This is a genomic window from Bradyrhizobium genosp. P, assembly GCF_049949265.1.
GTDB lineage: Bacteria > Pseudomonadota > Alphaproteobacteria > Rhizobiales > Xanthobacteraceae > Bradyrhizobium.
In genome coordinates this window covers 6,959,790-6,977,606 of the sequence record NZ_CP188195.1, presented here as the reverse complement: position 1 = coordinate 6,977,606, position 17,817 = coordinate 6,959,790, and the positions used below count along the sequence as shown (strand labels likewise).

General features: G+C 63.4%; 15 protein-coding genes and 3 pseudogenes. 12 read left to right on the top strand and 6 right to left on the bottom strand.

Features of this window, described 5'->3' with window-relative positions:
* Positions 1–8: 8 nt before the first annotated feature.
* From ACP2YO_RS33365 to ACP2YO_RS33340, 6 genes are read left to right on the top strand one after another with little or no spacing between them, the layout of a single operon-like run.
* Positions 9–1,076 (top strand): DUF917 family protein, encoded by a 1,068-nt coding sequence (locus tag ACP2YO_RS33365; protein WP_426435376.1) that lies wholly within the window; start codon positions 9–11, stop codon positions 1,074–1,076.
* 14 nt (positions 1,077–1,090) lie between these two features.
* Positions 1,091–1,702, top strand: coding sequence for a glutathione S-transferase family protein (locus ACP2YO_RS33360; protein WP_426435375.1), 612 nt, complete (start codon positions 1,091–1,093; stop codon positions 1,700–1,702).
* Positions 1,699–3,357, top strand: coding sequence for a urocanate hydratase (locus ACP2YO_RS33355; RefSeq protein ID WP_426435374.1), 1,659 nt, complete (start codon positions 1,699–1,701; stop codon positions 3,355–3,357). The genes ACP2YO_RS33360 and ACP2YO_RS33355 overlap by 4 nt, the downstream gene beginning before the upstream one ends.
* 14 nt (positions 3,358–3,371) lie before the next feature.
* Positions 3,372–3,956, top strand: a complete 585-nt coding sequence (locus ACP2YO_RS33350; protein WP_426435373.1) for a UbiX family flavin prenyltransferase — start codon at positions 3,372–3,374, stop codon at positions 3,954–3,956.
* Positions 3,957–3,960: 4 nt separating this feature from the next.
* Positions 3,961–4,407 (top strand): hypothetical protein, encoded by a 447-nt coding sequence (locus ACP2YO_RS33345; RefSeq protein ID WP_426435372.1) that lies wholly within the window; start codon positions 3,961–3,963, stop codon positions 4,405–4,407.
* Positions 4,341–5,606 carry a hypothetical protein gene (locus ACP2YO_RS33340; RefSeq protein WP_426435371.1) on the top strand — a complete coding sequence of 422 codons (1,266 nt, stop codon included), beginning with the start codon at positions 4,341–4,343 and terminating at the stop codon, positions 5,604–5,606. Before ACP2YO_RS33345 ends, ACP2YO_RS33340 begins: the two co-directional genes overlap by 67 nt.
* A 6-nt stretch (positions 5,607–5,612) precedes the next feature.
* Here the strand turns inward: ACP2YO_RS33340 and ACP2YO_RS33335 are convergent.
* From ACP2YO_RS33335 to ACP2YO_RS33325, 3 pseudogenes are all read right to left on the bottom strand, one after another.
* Positions 5,613–5,985, bottom strand: a pseudogene (locus tag ACP2YO_RS33335) (aromatic amino acid lyase); the annotation flags it as partial.
* A gap of 712 nt (positions 5,986–6,697) precedes the next feature.
* Positions 6,698–6,838, bottom strand: a pseudogene (locus tag ACP2YO_RS33330) (efflux RND transporter permease subunit); the annotation flags it as partial.
* Positions 6,839–7,078: 240 nt separating this feature from the next.
* A pseudogene (locus ACP2YO_RS33325) lies at positions 7,079–7,207 on the bottom strand (ATP-binding protein); the annotation flags it as partial.
* A 93-nt stretch (positions 7,208–7,300) separates the two neighbouring features.
* Here ACP2YO_RS33325 and ACP2YO_RS33320 point away from each other — a divergent pair.
* The 5 genes from ACP2YO_RS33320 (at position 7,301) to ACP2YO_RS33300 (ending at position 11,295) form a co-directional block, all read left to right on the top strand.
* Positions 7,301–7,696, top strand: a complete 396-nt coding sequence (locus tag ACP2YO_RS33320; protein WP_426435370.1) for a YbjN domain-containing protein — start codon at positions 7,301–7,303, stop codon at positions 7,694–7,696.
* Between the two features lie 32 nt (positions 7,697–7,728).
* Positions 7,729–8,220: a hypothetical protein gene (locus ACP2YO_RS33315; RefSeq protein WP_426435369.1), complete on the top strand. Its 492-nt coding sequence runs from the start codon at positions 7,729–7,731 to the stop codon at positions 8,218–8,220.
* Positions 8,221–8,536: 316 nt separating this feature from the next.
* Positions 8,537–9,106 carry a transglycosylase SLT domain-containing protein gene (locus ACP2YO_RS33310; protein ID WP_426435368.1) on the top strand — a complete coding sequence of 190 codons (570 nt, stop codon included), beginning with the start codon at positions 8,537–8,539 and terminating at the stop codon, positions 9,104–9,106.
* Positions 9,107–9,171: 65 nt separating this feature from the next.
* On the top strand, positions 9,172–9,597 hold the full coding sequence (locus ACP2YO_RS33305; protein WP_426435367.1) for a hypothetical protein: 426 nt from the start codon (positions 9,172–9,174) through the stop codon (positions 9,595–9,597).
* 378 nt (positions 9,598–9,975) lie between these two features.
* Positions 9,976–11,295, top strand: a complete 1,320-nt coding sequence (locus ACP2YO_RS33300; RefSeq protein WP_426435366.1) for a serine hydrolase domain-containing protein — start codon at positions 9,976–9,978, stop codon at positions 11,293–11,295.
* Between the two features lie 93 nt (positions 11,296–11,388).
* Here ACP2YO_RS33300 and ACP2YO_RS33295 read toward each other — a convergent pair whose 3' ends face one another.
* Genes ACP2YO_RS33295 through ACP2YO_RS33285 form a run of 3 tightly spaced genes read right to left on the bottom strand, consistent with a single transcriptional unit; the run spans position 11,389 to position 15,732 of the window.
* Entirely contained in the window at positions 11,389–12,360 is a 972-nt protein-coding gene (locus ACP2YO_RS33295) for an HlyD family secretion protein (RefSeq protein ID WP_426435365.1), read from the bottom strand.
* Positions 12,347–14,677 carry an ABC transporter permease gene (locus tag ACP2YO_RS33290; protein WP_426435364.1) on the bottom strand — a complete coding sequence of 777 codons (2,331 nt, stop codon included), beginning with the start codon at positions 14,675–14,677 and terminating at the stop codon, positions 12,347–12,349. Before ACP2YO_RS33290 ends, ACP2YO_RS33295 begins: the two co-directional genes overlap by 14 nt.
* The gene (locus ACP2YO_RS33285; protein WP_426435363.1) at positions 14,674–15,732 is read right to left on the bottom strand and encodes an HlyD family secretion protein; all 1,059 of its coding nucleotides are present in this window, start codon (positions 15,730–15,732) and stop codon (positions 14,674–14,676) included. Before ACP2YO_RS33285 ends, ACP2YO_RS33290 begins: the two co-directional genes overlap by 4 nt.
* A gap of 225 nt (positions 15,733–15,957) precedes the next feature.
* On the opposite strand from ACP2YO_RS33285, the gene ACP2YO_RS33280 reads away from it, so the two are divergent.
* A complete protein-coding gene (locus ACP2YO_RS33280; protein WP_426435362.1) occupies positions 15,958–17,526 on the top strand; it encodes a GMC family oxidoreductase in 1,569 nt (522 codons plus the stop codon).
* The last annotated feature ends 291 nt before the right edge of the window (positions 17,527–17,817 follow it).

Sequence of the window (17,817 nt, the reverse complement as noted above, 5' to 3'; positions counted from 1 at the left end):
GAAGCGACATGGCACGAATGCTGACAGCAGATGATGTGGAGGCGGGGCTCATCGGTGGGTTGTTCCTGTCGGCGGGCGGCAGCGGTCGCAATGCCATTGCCAAGAATCGCGGCCTCGGCCAGATGGCGCTCGATTACGGCGGTGTGCGGCTGGTCGGCATCGACGAGCTGGATCCGGATGCGCCTGTGATCACGGCGACCGCGGTCGGCGCGCCGGGCTTTGCCAATTGGGCGATCCGGCCGCGCGACAGCATCAACGCGGCCCGGCGCCTGATCGAGCGGTTTGAACGGCCGCCGGTGGGCGTGATCTGCGGTCATGTGCCGGGGTTCAACGCCTGGCTCGTCGCAGCCGCACTCGGCCTCGATTATATCGACGCCGCCTCGAATGGGCGTGGTCATCCGACGGTGAAAATGGGCGGCATGGGGCTGGCGTCTCGGCTGGATCTGTCGATCACGCAGGTCGGCTGCAGCGGCAGCAAGCCTGAGAACAACGAGTTCGCCGTCGTCGTCGACGGCGACATCGTCCGTACCTCTACTATGATGCGGCAGGCTGCAGTCATCAACGGCGGGCTGATCTACGCCGCGCGCGGTCCGCTGAGTGCCGGCTACATCAAGGAGAACGGTGCGCCAGGCGCGATCACGTTCCAGCTCGATCTCGGCCGCGCCATGCTGGCGGCCAACGGCGCCGATCGCATCCGTGCCACGGTCGAATTCCTCAGTGGCGAACTGCTGGTCGAAGGCGAGGTCACCGAGAACACGGTTGCCTATGGCGGCGGTTTCGATCTCGGCCAGATGAAGGTGCGCGGCAGTGGCGGCGAAGCCGTGCTCGGCGTCTATAACGAATTCATGACCGCCGATTTCGGCGGCAAGCGTGTCGCGACCTTCCCGGACATGATCGGAACGCTCGATCCGAAGACCGGCGAGGTCGTTTCGATCTCGGAATCGAAGCCGGGCGCGCATGTCGCCGTCATCGTCGCCCACCGTTCCAAATTCCCGGTCGGCAAGGGCGCGCTCGATCCCGCGGTGTTCCCGGAGGTCGAGAAGGCCATGGGCGTCGATATGCGCTCATTTCTCTGAACAGGAGAACGATCATGCTGCGTCTTTACGACAGCCGGCTGTCGGGAAATGCCTGGAAGGTCCGCATCCTGCTCACGCAGCTCGGTATTTCGTTCGAGCGCGTCACGCTCGATCTCGCCAAGGGCGCGACCGCCGATCCGGCGTTCCGTGCCAGGAGCCGCTTTGCGCGCGTGCCGGTGCTCGAGCTCGAGGACGGCCGGACCATCGTCGAGTCGGCCGCTATCATGCTGTATCTCGCGGAAGGAACGCGGTTCTTGCCGGATGATCGCTTTCTGCGCGCGGAGGTCGTGAGCTGGCTGACCTTCGAGCAGGCGGACCTTTTGCGCGCGCTGGCCTTGCCGCGCTTCTATCGCATGCGCGGCGTCGCCGACCAGATGGCGAGCCGCATCGCTGACTTTCAGGAAGGTGCCTATCCGGCGCTGGCAAAGGCCGATGCGTGGCTCTCCACTCACGACTGGCTGGTGGACGACCGCTACACCATCGCGGACATTGGCCTGTTCGGTTACGTCTCGATGGCGCATCAGGGCGGCTACGACATGGAGCGATTCCCGGCGATCGCTGCATGGCTCGCGAGCGTCAAGGCACAGCCCGGCTGGGTCCCGTTGGTGGAGGAGACAGACGCATGAACATTCCTGTACGCCGTGGCAAGGACGTTAAGGCCGGGCGCGGCACCGAGTTGCGCTGCAAAGGTTGGCGGCAGGAGGCGATCCTGCGCATGCTGGAGAACAATCTGGAGAACGGCGAGGCTCCTGACGATCTCGTGATCTACATGTCGGTGGCGCGCGCGGCGCGCGATTGGAAAAGTTTTGATCGAATCGTCGCGACGCTTTCGACCATGCGTGAGGATCAGACGCTCGTCATGCAATCGGGCAAGCCGATCGGTGTGTTTCCGGGGCAGGCGACGACGCCGCTCGTGATCATGGCGAACGGCACCCTTGTCGGCGGATGGAGCGACGAGGATCACGTGCGCAAGTTCCACGACATGGGACTGACCATCTACCCGGGCATGACAGCCGCGGCCTGGCAGTACATCGGCAGCCAGGGCATCTTGCAGGGCACCTACGAGACTTTCATGGCAGTGGCCCGCCAGCACTTCGGCGGCACGTTGGCCGGCCGGCTGTTGCTGACATCGGGCTGCGGTGGAATGAGTGGCGCCCAACCACTGGCGGGAAAGCTCGCCGGCGCGTCCACGCTGGTGGTCGAGGTCGACCAGGCGCGGATCGACCGGCGTATCGCCAGCGGCTATTGCGATGCGACCACTGACAATCTCGACGAAGCGATCGCGCGCTGGCTGGCGGCGCGCGACGCGCAGCAACCAATGGCATTGGCGCTCTGCGCGAACTCGGCCGTCGTGCTGCCGGAATTGGCCCGGCGCGGCATCGTGCCCGACATCGTGACCGACCAGACCTATCCGGATCCTTTGAAAGGATACGTGCCCGCGGAATTGTCGGTCGAGCAGGCACGGGCGATGCGGCAGGACGATCCTCCAAAACTGATGGCGCTGGCGCGGCAGTCAGTCGCCATCCACCTTCGCGCGATCCTCGGCTTCATGGATCGGGGCGCGATCGCGTTTGAATACGGCAACAGCCTGCGCGCCGAGGCCCAGTCGGCCGGCGTTGAAGATGCGTTCCGGATGGGATCTTTCGTCGACCTCTATATCCGGCCGTTGTTTTGCCAGGGAATGGGGCCGTTCCGCTGGATCGCGCTGTCGGGTGACCCGCAAGACATCTATACAATCGACGAGATGATCCTCGAAACATTCTCGTCGAACCATCCAATCTCATCCTGGATCAGGCTGGCGCGTGAGCACGTCAAATTCACCGGGCTACCCGCGCGCATCGGCTGGCTCGGCTATGGTGAGCGCAGCCGACTTGCGATGCTGGTCAACGACGCTGTTGCCAGCGGCAAGATCTCGGCGCCGATTGCGTTCACGCGCGACCACCTCGATTCCGGCTCGGCGGCGCTGCCGTACCGTGAGACCGAGAATATGAAGGATGGCTCGGATGCGATCGCGGATTGGCCCATTCTCAACGCACTGTTGAATTGCTCCAATGGTGCCGACCTGGTTGCCATCCACGGGCTCGGTGGGCGCGGCGTCAGCGCCGGCGTCACGATCGTCGCCGATGGAAACCCGGCCACGGCGGAGAGGTTGAAACGCGTGCTCGACGGCGACCCCGGCATCGGCGTGTTACGTCATGCGGATGCCGGCTATGAGATCGCGATCGAGCAGGCCGAGCGGTTCGGCCTCTCGGCGACCGTGCCGCCGGGCTTGCCGGAGTAAACGAGGGTCACGCGATGAATGCAGCGACGCAGCGACGGTTGATCGTTGGTATTTCCGGTGCGTCGGGCGTCGTCTATGGGCTGCGCACGTTGCAACTGCTTCGCAATGCCGGGATCGAAACCCATCTGGTGATGTCGAAGACCGCCGAGGTGACCTTTGCGCACGAAACCTCGGTCAAGATCGCCGACGTCAGGGCCGCCGCCCACACCGTTTATCGGATCGACGACATGGCTGCGGCAATCGCCAGCGGCGGGTTTCGCACGGCCGGCATGATCGTCGCGCCATGCTCGATCCGGTCGATGTCGGAGATCGCGACCGGCGTGACCTCGACCTTGCTGACACGCGCAGCCGATGTCACGCTCAAGGAACGGCGGCGGCTGGTGCTGATGGTCCGGGAAACACCGCTGCACGCCGGCCACCTCCGGACGATGGCGGCGTTGTCGGACATGGGCGCGATCGTAGCACCGCCGGTGCCGGCATTCTATGCTAGGCCGCGATCGATCGAGGAGATGGTGGACCAGACGGTGGGTCGGATGCTGGACCTGTTCGATATCGATATCGGCGTCGTACACCGATGGGGCGAAGACCGGAATTCGTAAGCCAATGGATCGCTTCAACCTCGGTAGCCATTCACGAAAAATATCGACGGCGTCGTCAGACGCGCAGCGCTGGTTCGACATCGGACTGAATTGGTGCTTCGCCTTCAACAAGGCGGAGGGTGTGAAGTGTTTCAGGAGGGCGCTCGAGTTCGATCCCGATTGCGTCATGGCACATTGGGGCGTCGCTTACGGCAGCGGACCGTTCTACAATCTGACCTGGCGCGACCTCGGAGAGCCGGAAGCGATTGCCGCCACCGGCAAGGCTTTTGCCCATATCCAAAGGGCCCGCGAGCTGGTGTATGGCGCAACCGAGCTCGAGAATCGCTTGGTTGAGGCGCAGGCGAGCCGCGTGCAACGGCCACATCCGGTTCCGCCGCGGCGGAGATGCGCAGCATCTATCGGCAGCACTCCGACGACGGCGACGTCGTCGCATTGTACGTCGAGGCCTTGATCACGCGCACGCCGCGACGGCTGTGGGACGTCCGTACCGGCAAACCGGCAGCGAAATCGGACGTCGTGGAAGCGCTCGATGCCTGCGAGCGTGGTATCGAACGTGCTCCAAAGCATCCCGCGCTGCTGCACCTGCATATCCACATCCTGGAAATGTCTGACGAACCCGAGCGGGCGTTACCATCGGCAGAGGCGCTCGGCCCGCTATGCCCGGACGCCGGTCATCTCAATCACATGCCGGCGCATGTCTACATGCTCGTTGGTGACTATGAGAGAGCGAGGCTCACCAGCGTGAAGGCGATCGCGGCCAATGACCAGTTCCTGGCCTATGCGGGACCGCTGACACCATATACGACAGGATGTGCGCACGATCTCCTTCTCATGATGCACGCCTGCATGTTGATGGGCCGGTATCGCGACGCGAGCGCCGCCGCCGGCAAGTTGCGCGGCATGATCACGAGGGACGTTCTGAGCGTTGCCGGCCGACCGAAGTTTTCGACGAGCCTCGAGGGCTATTACTCGATGGCAATTCACGTGATGGTGCGGTTCGGGCGCTGGCAGGACATCATCGACGCGCCGCCGCCCGATAGTCCAGATCTCTATCCCGTTTCGACGGGCATGCATCACTACGCAAAGGCTGTCGCTCATGCGACGCTGAAGGAGTTTCCGGAAGCCGAGGCTGAACGTACGTCTTTTCATCAGTCGCTCTCGCGCATCCCGCTGCAGCGAAAGGTCTTCAACAACAACGCCCGCAGCATCCTGGGGGTCGCCGAGAAGATGCTGGATGGCGAATTGAACTATCATCGGGGACATTACACGCTGGCATTTGCCGATCTCCGGGAAGCCGTCGATCGCGACGACAATCTCGAATATGTCGAGCCGTGGGCATGGATGCATCCGCCCCGGCACGCGCTTGCGGCTCTGTTAGCCGAGCAAGGCAATTTCGCCGAAGCCGAGCAGGTCTATCGTGACGATTTGGGGCTGAGTGGTAGAATTCAGCGCTGCGCGCAGCACCCCGACAATGTATGGGCTCTCCGCGGCTTGGCCGAATGCCTCGAACACCGCAACGAGACTGTCGAATTCGCGTCAGTTTCAGCGAAACTGCGAGCCGCGACGGCGCTTGCAGACGTCCCGATCGATTCATCCTGTTTATGCCGAACGACGGTCAAGCCGCTCAAGACAGGCCATTGCTGCCAATGAGTGCCGTTACGACGAGATCGCCGGCAGCGGAACCGCCGCGCTGGCCGCAATCGTGCCGTCGCGCACCAGCGTGATTGCCCGCTGCAAGTCCGGATAGAAGTGCCGGTCGTCGTCGAGATGAGGGACGTCCTTGCGGACTACGGCCCGCACCCGTTCGAGGGCCGGGCTGGATGTGAGTGGTGCATGGAAATCGCAGCCTTGGGCCGCCGCCAGCAACTCGATTGCGACCACCGCGACTGCGTTCTCCACCATCGGCAGAAGGCGCCGCGCGCCGTGCGCGGCCATCGAGACGTGATCTTCCTGATTGGCAGAGGTCGGAATCGAATCGACGCTGGCCGGGGTAGGCGCGTTGCTTGTTCTCCGAGACAAGCGCTGCGGCTGCATCGGCAGTTCGATTCGGAAAGCAACGCACCACGTTGCTCCAAAATTCACAGCCTTATTGACCACTACGGTGGCTCGAAAGGCGTGATTGACGGGCAGGATGCAAAATCAGGAGCCGTACGATCCTCACGCCTCGCGCCGTTATAGCAGCCGGAGAGCTGCGGGTGAGGGCGAGTGATCTGGTCACCCGGGGAGCTCGGGCCGGAGAGCGAGCTCGAAAATCGCGCGCAAGCTCGAGCAAGAGGTCGGCGCGGAGCGCTTCCTGGAAGACATCGAGTACTTCAAAAAGCATCCTCGTGGCGAGGTCCTCTGATCAATTTCCGCTCGGAGGTGATCACGAACTGCGAGTTCATACAAAATTCGGTCACTGAACGCTCGCCGTGTAGAGACCAGCAAATGATAGAGTTGACCATCAACGACGTAAGGCATGAGTTGGATCTGGCCCAGACATGCCACCGCTTTGGTATCTGAGGGAGAGCCTCTCTATGGTCGACCTCGAGAGAGCAGTGAAATTTGTCGGCGGAAACGGGCAAGGGCGAGGGAAAGGCTCTCCGTATACTCGTACCCCAAGGCCTCAGGCACCCTGGATGTGTATCGGCGTGGTCCGGCTGCGATCGGCGCTGGGGTCCCATTATTCCAACTTAGAGAAATCAATGGCCTACGGGGGTCACAATGATGCCGGTGGGGGTCAATTTTCGATCAGCATTCACAATCAAGATCGGCCGCAGCCGTGTTCGTGCCGCCTCCATCGCGGCCTCGACCGGATTGGATCCTGCTTCTTCGGATTGTTTGTCAAACTCCACGATCAGGATCGCGTTCTTCGCCGCTATGCTGATTCCGATGATCTCGCCCGGGTGTACCGATTTGATCTCGCCCAGGATTCCGAGATGATCTCGCCCACTATTCCAATTTGATGTCGCCCGGGGCGCGAGGCGTTCTGGCTGTCTGGTTTCTGGCATCGGCGAAGCCGCGAGGTCAACCTTGAATCACGGCTTGAAGTCTTCGTTGTCTGTTGCTGCATCTGCTGTGGGCATGTGGGCAACGCACTTCGCGTTGTCCAAGCGCAGCGGCATGTCCACAGCGCCACGGGTTCAGGCCTTCCGGCCGGGTTTGCGGGTTCGCCGCATGCTCTCGCCGTTGAGGTCGATGCGGTGGGCGTTGTGGACCAGGCGGTCGAGGACGGCGTCGGCGTAAGTGGGGTCGCCGATCAGCGCGTGCCATTGATAGTTCTCTCAGCGTGAATGTTATTTGCGGGAGGCGTCGAGCAGGCTCCATCGAACGCAAGCCCCGCCGTCGCCGACCGCAGATACGGAATGTTGGTCCGCCCTGGAAACCGCTTCATCGGCGCCGAGCAGAGCTTTGCCGATGTTGCGTTTGCCGCGACGCTCCAGGTGCAGGGCGAATTGCCGCTCGATCTGGTCAATCGCTGGAATGCGACGCGTCGTTTCGCGCGGCTGCAACTCAGCCATCCGTTTCTGGTCTTCAGCCTCGACGTCTCGGTCGCAGGCGGCGTGGCGCCGGACAATTTGCGGGCGCAAATCGAAATCTGGGATCGGCTGGTTCAGGATCTGATCACCTATTTGCGCGAGGAGTTGCCCAAGCTCGCCAGGAATGGCGCGTCGACGCCCGCCCCGCGATCGATCACCGGCGCGGACGAGCCGGCGCGCGACGATGCCGGCGAACCGATTGCGTCCGCCACGATCCAGTGAGCCGTCGTGACCAACGGGAGCGATTGCGATAGATGACCAAGGGCGTCACCAAGGCCGGTAGAAATCGTGCAGGGCGGTGGAAGCCGTTGGTCCGATGGCTCGGCGCCGTGACGGGATTGCTTGGTGCCGGGCTCGGAAATGCAACACCCACCGCGGCGCAAAGCAGCGACTACCAGCCCGCCGCTGCGGCGCCTGCGGCATGGCAGGCGTTTGCCCGGCAGTTGCAGGATCGTTTTCAGCAGCGGCTTGCCGCCGACGGTGACACCGCGCGGCAGTTTCGCGACGAGATGGCGAAACGCGGCGGCAGCGCGAAGGCTACTCCCGCCACGCTGACAATACGGACCTGGATCCTGCCCAGTGGCAAGGTCGAACGCGTCGAATTCGATGGGCTTGATCAGGACATCGCCGTCTATTTGCGCGCGGTGCTGATCCGCGACGATGTCGGAGCGCCACCGCCCGACATGCTGCAACCGCTGCACCTGCGCCTCACGCTTCGTCCAAAAGAGCCGGAACGGGGCGGATAGATGGCGATGACCGAGCGCCAATCGCAACCATTATCGTTCCGCGCCGGGTGCAGCTTGCTCGCGGTTGCCCTCGGTCTCGGCTTGGTGGTGTCAGCGTTTCTGCCAAAGCGGGCGTTCGCCGAGACGGCGGCGCCTGCAATGCCGTTCGCAGCCCAACTTTACCGGCGTTGAATCGGCCGAACCGGGCAACGATGCCGCAGCGAAGCCGCCTTCCGACCCGCCCAAGGATATTGCCAAGGATGCAACGAAGGATGCAACGAAGGATACCATCACAGATAGGGTGAAGGATGTCGGCGGCGGAATTCTGCGGAATGAAGTGCCCACAGCGCGCAGCCTCGACACGCGCTCACGCTATCGCGCCCTGATCGAGAAGGAAGCGGCTGGTACCGGGCTTGCGCCGGAGATCGCGGAAGCGGTGATGGGCGTCGAGAGCGGTTACAATCCCGGGGTGATCGGCGGGGTCGGAGAGATCGGGTTGATGCAGATACTGCCGTCGACGGCGCGAATGTTGGGCTTCACCGGTACACTGGCGGATCTCGCGGTACCGGAGACCAACATCCATTACGGCGTGAGCTATCTCGCGCAGGCGTGGCGCCTCGCGGGCGGCGATCTGTGCACCGCGGTCATGAAATATCGTGCCGGTCACGGCGAAACGCGATTTTCCTTCCTTTCGGTGAACTACTGCCTCGCGGTGCGCACCAAGCTGACGGCTCGCGGCTTCCGCGTGACCGGCAGCGTTCCCGTTGCGACCTTCGGCGAGCCGGGCCGCGGTGGTGGCGGCTGTGGCCGCAGGTGCTTCGGCGGATCGCGGGTCGGACAGGTGAATCTCGCCGCGCTCAACACACAACTCACGGCGCTGGTGGTGCAGGTCCGGAAAGGACGATAGGAACTCTATCGATATCGGTGGTGTTATCATTATATCCCTTTAGTCAGGCCTCCCGAGCTTTGCCTATGAAAGCGATCATCCTTGCGATAGCCGTCCCGATGCTCGTCAGCTTGCCCGTCCACGCGCAGGAACGAAGGACCTTGCCGGAGATCGTTGTCGGTACGCCGCCGCCAAGCGCTCCCCAGATCGGAGGCGCTGCGCAGGCATCCGGCGATCCGCGTGGGTCCGGCACCCACCAGCGGTGTGTCGACGTCACGATCGGCCATGACAGCTCGTACAGCTGCATCAATGAGAAGCTCAAGCGGGAGGTCGATCGCGTCAATCCGCCGGTCGCCAACATCCCGCCGATCGATGCCAGATCGTCGGACCTCAAGGTTGGTGTCGCTAACGTTCCCGGAGTTCAGCAACAGTACGGCCGCAACTTTGGCGTCTCGGTCTATCCGTATCGGCCGCCGGCGCCGGTTTATCTCCCGCCTACCGGGCGCCGGTAACAGCCGCGCTCCCGGTTGGTGCGAGTTGCGACACACCTGAAATCCCTTACAGACCATAGGGTTTATTTCGTCTCGGAAAAGAGCCGAAGCTCGAGCCGCCGATGGCCTTCTTGGGTGCGCGACCCCGACGACAACCATAGAGGCAGCGTCTGAGACCCGCTACGAGCGCTCTCCGCCGCGCGCAATTAGCGATCGCGCTAAACCGCCGATTTTATTGACGCGTCCGACACGATTCGAACCTGTGACGTTAGCCTAGGTACGAATCTGGGAATTTACTGTTCAACCTACGGCGACGTGTTGTAGTGACAAAAGTCGGAAGGCCGGATCGTGGAACGTATCTCGCGGAGTGGCCGGGCGGTATCATAGGTTTAGAGATCCATGACAGACTGGTTGCGATCTGCCCTCGACTACATCCCCGTGTGGGTCGATTTTCAAAGGGAATTATCCGGTCAGCCGGGCGTCTCCCTGGCGGTCGCTCACAAAGGTCAGGTGCTGGTCGAGCACGCGAGCGGCGTGGCCGATCTGGCAACTTGCGAGCCGCTCACCTCCCGGCACCGCTTTCGCGTCGCCTCGCATTCGAAGACATTCACGGCGGCCGGGATCATGCTGCTGCGCGAGCGCGACCAGATCCGGCTCGACGACCGGCTCGGCGCCTATGTCGCTGATCTCACGCCGGAAGTTTCCAACGTCACTATTTCGCAACTGCTCTCGCATGCGGCCGGCCTGACCCGCGACGGGCCTGACGGCGGTCAGTTTTCGGACCGACGTCCATTCCTGAGCGAGGCTGAGTTTCGCGCCGATCTATCCGCGCCGCAGCCTGTCGCGGCCGGCGTCACGTTCAAATACTCCAATCACGGCTTCGCGTTGCTCGGCAAAGTGATCGAGAAGGTGACTGGCAAGCCTTATGCCCAGTGGATACACGATCATGTGGTCGCGCCCGCCGGCCTCTTGGAGACGACGCCAGACTTCGATCCGACGGTCTGTCGCCCATTCGCCCGCGGCCACTCGACCAGCCAACCGTATGGCCGGCGTTTCGTTATCCCGGGCGACAATGCGACCAACGATATGGCCTCGGCGACCGGCTTTACAGCCACCGCGGCCGACCTCGCCCGCTTCATCGGCCAACTCTCGCCCGGCGCCGAAACAAGCATTCTCACGGCGGCAAGCCGCCGCGAGATGACGCGCCGCCATTGGCGCGACGCCCACTCCCAACTGGAGCGCTATTACGGTCTTGGCACGATTTCCGGCCCGCCAGGCCCCTGGAGTTGGGTCGGTCATGCCGGCGGCTTCCAGGGAACGTTGACACGCACGGTGGTTCTGCCGGAGCAGGATATCGCGATCAGCATTCTCACCAACGCCGTCGACGGCCTCGCGAACGTCTGGTTCGAGAGCGTGATCCACATCCTGAAGACCATTCACGATCTGGCGTTCCCGGATCAGCAACCGCCGACTGGCGCGGCCGCTGGTGGACGCTGTGGGGCCCATTGGATTTGGTGCCCGGCAAAGATAAGGCGCTGGTTGCGGCGCCCGGACAGTTGTTGCCTTTCTTCGACGCAACCGAACTTCAACCGACCGGTATCGACGAGGCCATCGTTTCGAAGGCGCAGGCATTCGGTGATCTCGGCGAGGCCTGCCGTCTTGTCCGCGACGCCGCCGGCGGCGTCGAACGCGTCCAGATCGGCGGCAAGCATCTGGTGACCGAAGACATGATCAAGTCCGAAGTCCGGCACAGATACCAGCCGAGTTCAGAGGTAACTTAGGCCGAAGAGCCCACATGCGCTCACGTCCTTGCTAGTTCCTGATCCAAACCGTCATGCCCGGCTCAAGGCTCGCCGGTTCTCCCTGCGGGTCGAGGCGCAAGCGAAGCGTATTGCGGTCATGATCGCCGATCACGCGCTCAGCCTGCCACGTGGCAAAGATTCCGAGCGGTTGCAATTCGGTGACGAGGGCCTTGGTCGCACCATTGGCAACGTTCCGCACCACGCTCACGGTCGCTCCGACCGCAAGACCATCGAGACGGTCTTCCCGCACGTTGAACGAGAGCCATTGCTTGCCCGCTGCCTCGACCATCAGGATCGGCTGACCCGCACGAACGTTCTCGCCAACTTCGGCGGCGATCACGCTGACCACGCCGTCGGCCGGCGCTCGCAAGACCATCTTGTCGAGACGCCGATCGAGCACCGCGACCGCGGCCGCAGCAGCCCCGACCTGCGCGTCGGCGATGGTGCGTTCCTCCCGGGTCGGACCTGCGACCGCCGCATCATAATTCGCCTGCGCTTCTTCCACATCGCCGCGCGCGCTTGCGACGTCGTTTTCGGCCTGGTCGAGCGTCTGCTGGGATTCAAAGCTCTGACGAGCCAACGTGCTAGTCCTGGTGAGCTGAGCCTGGACGTAGTCGAGGCGAGAGCTCGCCTTGGCGATTGCGGACTTCAGGGAGTCGATCTGCTCACGACGAACGCCGGCATAGACGTTGTTTCGGTTCGCGGTTGCCGACGCGAGCGCTGCGCGCGCCTGGTCCGCCTGTGCCGTCAACTCGATGGCGGAGAGCTTGGCCAGGACATCGCCCGCGCGCACCTGCGCACCCTTCGCGACCGCAATCGACACCAGCTGGCCGTTCACTTCCGGCTCGACCCTGACCTCGGTCGCCCGCACGACGCCGACGATCGGGACCGGCGATTCCGAACGGCGCTCGAAATAGATCAGGGCGACCGCGACGAGTACGAGCGGGATCCCAATCATGGCGGCCCGGCTAGCCTTGCGCATGTCGCTGTCCCCTCTTGACCGCAATCGCCGAGATCGCGGCGAGCGCAAAATAGATCAGTGCAAGGCACCACAGCCCGAGCCAGTCATGCGCGACCTCCCAGATGCCGGCGCCCAGCTGGTTGATGCGCACCAGTCCATCAATCGCCGCGTCGGCCGGGAACAGCCGACCCAGCGCGAGGGCTGCGTCGGGAATGGCTTCGCGCGGCCACGCAAAACCGGCCGTGAAGAACTGAGGCAGGCTGGTGGCAAGGAGCAGGATGGTCGCGTTTTCCGGACGCGTGAACCAGGCTCCGATGGCTTGCCCCATGAAGCTCGTCGCCAGCAGAAAGACGGTCGCGAGCGCGAACAATTGTGGGAGATGGCCGAGCGTCGAGAAGCCGTAGATATGCGGCAGCACGATGAGATAAAGCGCGAGCGCCGGAAGGTAGATGGTCAGGTGTGCGATGCCGCGACCGAACACGCCGGACACCGCTCCGCCGGAACTCGCCAGAGAAGTGCGGGTCAGCATCGCCGCTCCGATCAGCAGGGTTTGTTGCAGGATCAACACGAACGCCGCCGGGACGACGTAGCTGGCGTAGCCGCCGACCGGGTTGAAGATCGGCTGCAACAGGACGTCCGCCGGGCTCAAGCTCGCCAGTTTCGCCTTGACGAGGCTTCCGTCCGAGCGGGCGCCTCGCGAAACCAGGTCGGAGGTCAATGCTCCGACCGCCGTGGCAACGCCGCTTGCAGTCGATCTGAAGATGAAAAGGTAGGTGGCGTCGGCGTAGACCGGGATGTGAGCGGTGGTACCCTTGAGCACGTCGCGCTCGGTGCCTGGCGGGATATCGACGACGGCAAATGCCTCTCCACGATCGACTGCGGCGTGCGCTTCCGCGAGGGTGCGGGCGCGAACCGTAACGCTCAGTGCGCCGCTCGCATCCAGCGTCTGGACGATCTGGCGGCTGAGGTCGCTCAAATCGTTATCGACCACCGCAATAGGAAGCTTGCGAAGGATCTGATTGAGATAAGGTTGAGGATAGTAGACACCGTAAATCAGTGGAGCCAGGAACAGCAGGCTGAAGGCGCTTCTTGTTCCGAGCACGCGCCGCCACTCGGCTTTGAAGGCACCGCCGATGCCGCGCGGTGTCCGATCGCTGGCGGTTGGCTCGACCGGCCGGGCCGCCTCGAACCAGCCCTTGCGCTGGAGGCTCGCCATGCGCCACAGCGCGAGACCGGCAAACAGCACCGTGAGGCCCGCGAGCGCGGCGAATGGAACGGCGGATTCCGAGACCGGCAATCCGCGCGCCGCCTGTCCCAGCAAGACAGACATGTACCAGCGCAGTGGCAGGATCGCGCCCCAGGTTTGCGCAAACGCACTCATGCCGACGGAGGGAAAGCCGACACCCGCATAACCGAAGGCAGGAGAGGCAATGAGGCCTGCAAGTCCCAGCCCCGTCGCGAGGTCGCCGACCAGCAGCTGCAGCAGGGCACCCAGCGACAGATAGGCAATAATGAGCAGCGAGCCGGCGGCGAGCATCAACGGCAAATCTCCCTTGAAGGGGATTTGCAGCACGCCCTCCAGGAGAAGCGGCACGGTCAACATGATCAGGAAGAAGATGCCGAATAGCGGCGCGAGCTTTCCGACCAGAGCGACGACCGGATCGCCACCGGCACTTTCGAGCCAGGCCCGGGCGTCGCGGCGGCGGAATTCGGAACCGACGGAATAGCCCGCGGCGAGCGTCATCACCACATGGATGATCGTCGGCAGCAGCGCACGCAACAGGAACTGCGCGTAGTTCTTCTGCGGGTTGACCAGCGCGATCGTCTCCGCCGTCATCGTTCCCAAGGACGCCGGCGCGGGTGCAGCGTGTGTGGCGGGAGCGGCCACGGCCGCCGCGGCAGACAGAGCATCGCTCAGCCCCGAGGATGCAATGCCGGCTGCTGTCAGGAACTGCTGGTTATAGAAGCCGACCACCTGCGGTCGGCGTGCGGCCTTCAGGTCGCGCTCGAAATCCGGCGGGATATAGACTGCCGAGATCGCCTTCCCGGACCGTATGTCCTGCACGGCCGTTGACAGCGTTCCGGAGCGGTCGACGATTTTCAGGCTTGGAGACGCCGCGACGTATTGTATCAGGGCCCGCGACGCGTCCGACTTGTCCTCGTCGACCACAGTCACGCCGAGCCCCCGGATGACCGGGTGGCTGAACACCGTTGTGAGAACCACGAATGCAAAGAGCGGCACGCCGAAGATCAGGAGCAACGCCACACGATCGTGAAACAGCCATCGGCACTCGCGGCGCGCGACCGATAGAAATCCCGGTTTCGACGCCGCGCTCATTTCCGTGACTGCCAGTCGAGATAGGCGCTCATTCCTGGTCGCAGCTCGGGCACCGGCTGGACCGGGTAGGCGCGGATCGAAAACGTCCGCAGGTCGAAATCGCCCGTCGCGCGCGTCGCTCGCCAACTCGCATACTCGCCCTTGGTCGCAATGAGCTTGACCTCGACCGTCACGCGACGATCATCGAGAGCCGGAATATGGACATCGAAGCGATCGCCGACCTTCAGGCTCTTGACGAGATCCTCGCGGAGATCGAAGTGGATCCAGACATCGGCCAAGTCGATCAGGGTAACGAGTGGCACGCCCGGCGAGACATATTCGCCCGGCTCCACATTGCGCTGATAGATCTGCGTCGCAACGGGAGCGTAGACCACGAGCTGATCGATGATCGATTGGACGCTCTGGATGTCGGCGTTGGCCTTTTCGACATTGGTTTTCGCGATCGCGCGTTCTTCCTTCGTATAACCGTTGACCGCCTGCTCGTAGGCCGATTGGGCCTGATCGACCCCGCGTTCGCTTTCGTGCAGTGCATCGGTCGCCTGATCGAGGCGGGCCTGCGGCGCATTGCCTTGTTCGGTCAAAGTGTGGGTTCGGTCGAAGGTCTTCTGCGACAGCACCACGGCCGCTTGCGCGCGCTCCAGCTCCGCCTTCCGCGCTGCAATGGTTTCGGCCCGCGTTCCGACGAGCACGTTGGCGAGTTGCGCCTCGGCAACAGCCATCGCCGCTTTCGTTTGTTCGAGCTTGGCAATAGTCTCCGGATTGTCGATTCTTACGAGCACTGCATTCGCAGCAACGTTCTGACCGCGTTCGACGGGTATTTCCTTGACCCGTCCATCGACACGCGCGGCGATATCGAACCGCGTCGCATCGGCCTCGCCCTGCACGAGCAGCGGTACCGGCCGCAGCAGATAGAAGAGGGAAAGCCCGACGATGATCGCCGCAACGACACCGACAATAATGGTCGGTGTGCGCGTCGCAGCGCTGGTATCCTTCTGCGGTCCATCATTCGGCACGTCGGACATGTTTTGACCTTGCTTATCCGGCGTCCCGTCCATGTCCCGCCTCCACCCAGCTCCCGGACCGCGATAGTTGACGATTATGCATCGATTGTCGAATCGCGTGCAATCTCGATGCGCTGTTTTGGTCGAGTTAATTCCTCGAGCAGGAAGGCGAATGATTGGCAGGGACGCCTCGGCTTCCTGTAGCCTCGCCGTGGTGACTTCGGTTTTATGCTACGACTCTCTCCTTCGAACCAACGCAGGCATTGGAAGTAACCCGACGTGATTGAACACGAATACGACACGATCGTCATCGGCGGGGGTTCCGCCGGAGCGACGCTGGCCGCGCGCCTCAGCGAAGACCCGGCGCATCGCGTGCTGCTGCTCGAGGCCGGGCCAGATCTGCGCACCGCGACCACGCCGGAACACATCCGCATCCCGAACCCGATGCGCGCCATCGGCGATGACGACTTCCGCTGGCCGAAGCTGTTGGCGCGGCGCACTGAGCGGCAGCAGCCGCTGCTGCTCTGGCGCGGTCGCGCCATGGGTGGCAACTCCACGATCAACGGCCAGATCGCGATCCGCGCCGTGCCCGACGACATCGACCGCTGGGCCGCCGCTGGCTGCACGGGCTGGTCGTGGGACGAGATGCTGCCCTATTTCTGCAAGCTCGAGACCGACAAGAATTTCCCCGATGCGCCCTATCACGGCGATCGCGGCCCGATCCCGGTGTATCGAGCGCCGATCCCGGATTGGGGCAATGTCGACCGGGCGTTACGCTCGTCGGCGCTCGCCCTGGGCTATGGCTGGTGTGAGGATCACAACGCGCCGAGCGGCACCGGCGTCTCGCCCTACGCCATCAATAGCGAGGCCGGACTGCGGATCTCCACCAATGACGGCTATCTGGAGCCGGCGCGCGGCCGCGCCAACCTCGACATCGTCGGCGATGCCCTGGTCGACACCATCGCCTTCGAAGGCAACCGGCTGCACGCCAGCGGCGTCCGGGTCCGCGTGAACGGCCAATCCTACATGCCCCGCGCGACGCAAGAGGTGATCCTCTGCGCCGGCGCCATCCATTCGCCGGCCATCCTGCAGCGCTCCGGCGTCGGGCCCGTCGCCCTGCTTGAGACGCTCGGCATCCCGATCCGCGCAGACTTGCCGGTCGGCGACAACCTGCTCGACCATCCGATCGTGAACGCACTGCTGCATCTGCGCGAAGGCAGTCAGGTCAGCACGCTGATGCACCGGCACACCAATTGTTGCCTGCGCTACTCGTCCGGCCTCGCAGGGACCGGCGACAATGACATGATCATGATCGCCGGCAACCTCGCCCGCTCGCGGCAATCGATGGCTGATGTCACGCTGGGACGCATCGCGGTCTCCGTCTATCAGGCCTTCAGCCAGGGCCACGTCCGCATCACCACGACCGACCCCGAGGTCGATCCGTCGGTCGAGGAGCGCATGCTGTCCGACCCCGGGGATTTGGTGCGCCTGCGCGACGGCGTGCGTCGCCTGCGCGATATCTGCCTGCAGCCTGGAGTGACCGATATCGCCCACCGCGTCGATTACGGTGCAAGCGGGCGCTCGATGAACGAGCCGTTCAGCGACGCAGAGCTGGATGACTGGCTGTTCGCCGAGTGCAGCGACGCGCAGCATGCGAGCGGCACCTGCCGCATGGGCGCGCCGGACGATGCGCGCTCGGTCGTCGATCGCGAATGCCGGGTGATCGGATGCACAGGGTTGCGCGTGATCGACGCCTCGATCATGCCGGAGGTCCCGCGCGCCAACACCCATTTGACCACGGTTGCTATCGCTGAGCGCATGGCGGATCGGTTGAAGGGCGCGACGTGAGAGGCAATGCCGCCGACCACCGATTGACCACTGAAATCCCGCCAACAAGCGGCGACAAGGTGATCAATCGCGAGCAGACTTCATTGTTTTTGTTGAGCTTTCGATAGCTGTTGACACTTGGGGCGTCGCCGACGCGACCGACATCATTTGTTGGGATCGCGCAATCTGCTGCAACCGGTGGTCGCAGAAAAAAGCGAGCGCTTGCTCGAAAAAAATCCGGTTCCCCCTTTTCCCGCGGGCGAACCCTGCGCTAAGACTAAGACAACGGGAGCATCAGCCCGAACCCGGACG

Excerpts from the sequence above, each read along its gene's own strand:
- ACP2YO_RS33365 (WP_426435376.1), top strand. The coding sequence starts at position 9 with ATGGCACGAATGCTGACAGCAGATGATGTGGAGGCGGGGCTCATCGGT.
- ACP2YO_RS33315 (WP_426435369.1), top strand. The coding sequence starts at position 7,729 with ATGACCAAGGGCGTCACCAAGGCCGGTAGAAATCGTGCAGGGCGGTGG.
- ACP2YO_RS33285 (WP_426435363.1), bottom strand. The coding sequence starts at position 15,732 with ATGGACGGGACGCCGGATAAGCAAGGTCAAAACATGTCCGACGTGCCG.
- ACP2YO_RS33340 (WP_426435371.1), top strand. The coding sequence starts at position 4,341 with ATGCGCAGCATCTATCGGCAGCACTCCGACGACGGCGACGTCGTCGCA.
- ACP2YO_RS33345 (WP_426435372.1), top strand. The coding sequence starts at position 3,961 with ATGGATCGCTTCAACCTCGGTAGCCATTCACGAAAAATATCGACGGCG.
- ACP2YO_RS33300 (WP_426435366.1), top strand. The coding sequence starts at position 9,976 with ATGACAGACTGGTTGCGATCTGCCCTCGACTACATCCCCGTGTGGGTC.
- ACP2YO_RS33350 (WP_426435373.1), top strand. The coding sequence starts at position 3,372 with ATGAATGCAGCGACGCAGCGACGGTTGATCGTTGGTATTTCCGGTGCG.
- ACP2YO_RS33295 (WP_426435365.1), bottom strand. The coding sequence starts at position 12,360 with ATGCGCAAGGCTAGCCGGGCCGCCATGATTGGGATCCCGCTCGTACTC.
- ACP2YO_RS33305 (WP_426435367.1), top strand. The coding sequence starts at position 9,172 with ATGAAAGCGATCATCCTTGCGATAGCCGTCCCGATGCTCGTCAGCTTG.
- ACP2YO_RS33320 (WP_426435370.1), top strand. The coding sequence starts at position 7,301 with ATGTTGGTCCGCCCTGGAAACCGCTTCATCGGCGCCGAGCAGAGCTTT.
- ACP2YO_RS33290 (WP_426435364.1), bottom strand. The coding sequence starts at position 14,677 with ATGAGCGCGGCGTCGAAACCGGGATTTCTATCGGTCGCGCGCCGCGAG.
- ACP2YO_RS33355 (WP_426435374.1), top strand. The coding sequence starts at position 1,699 with ATGAACATTCCTGTACGCCGTGGCAAGGACGTTAAGGCCGGGCGCGGC.
- ACP2YO_RS33360 (WP_426435375.1), top strand. The coding sequence starts at position 1,091 with ATGCTGCGTCTTTACGACAGCCGGCTGTCGGGAAATGCCTGGAAGGTC.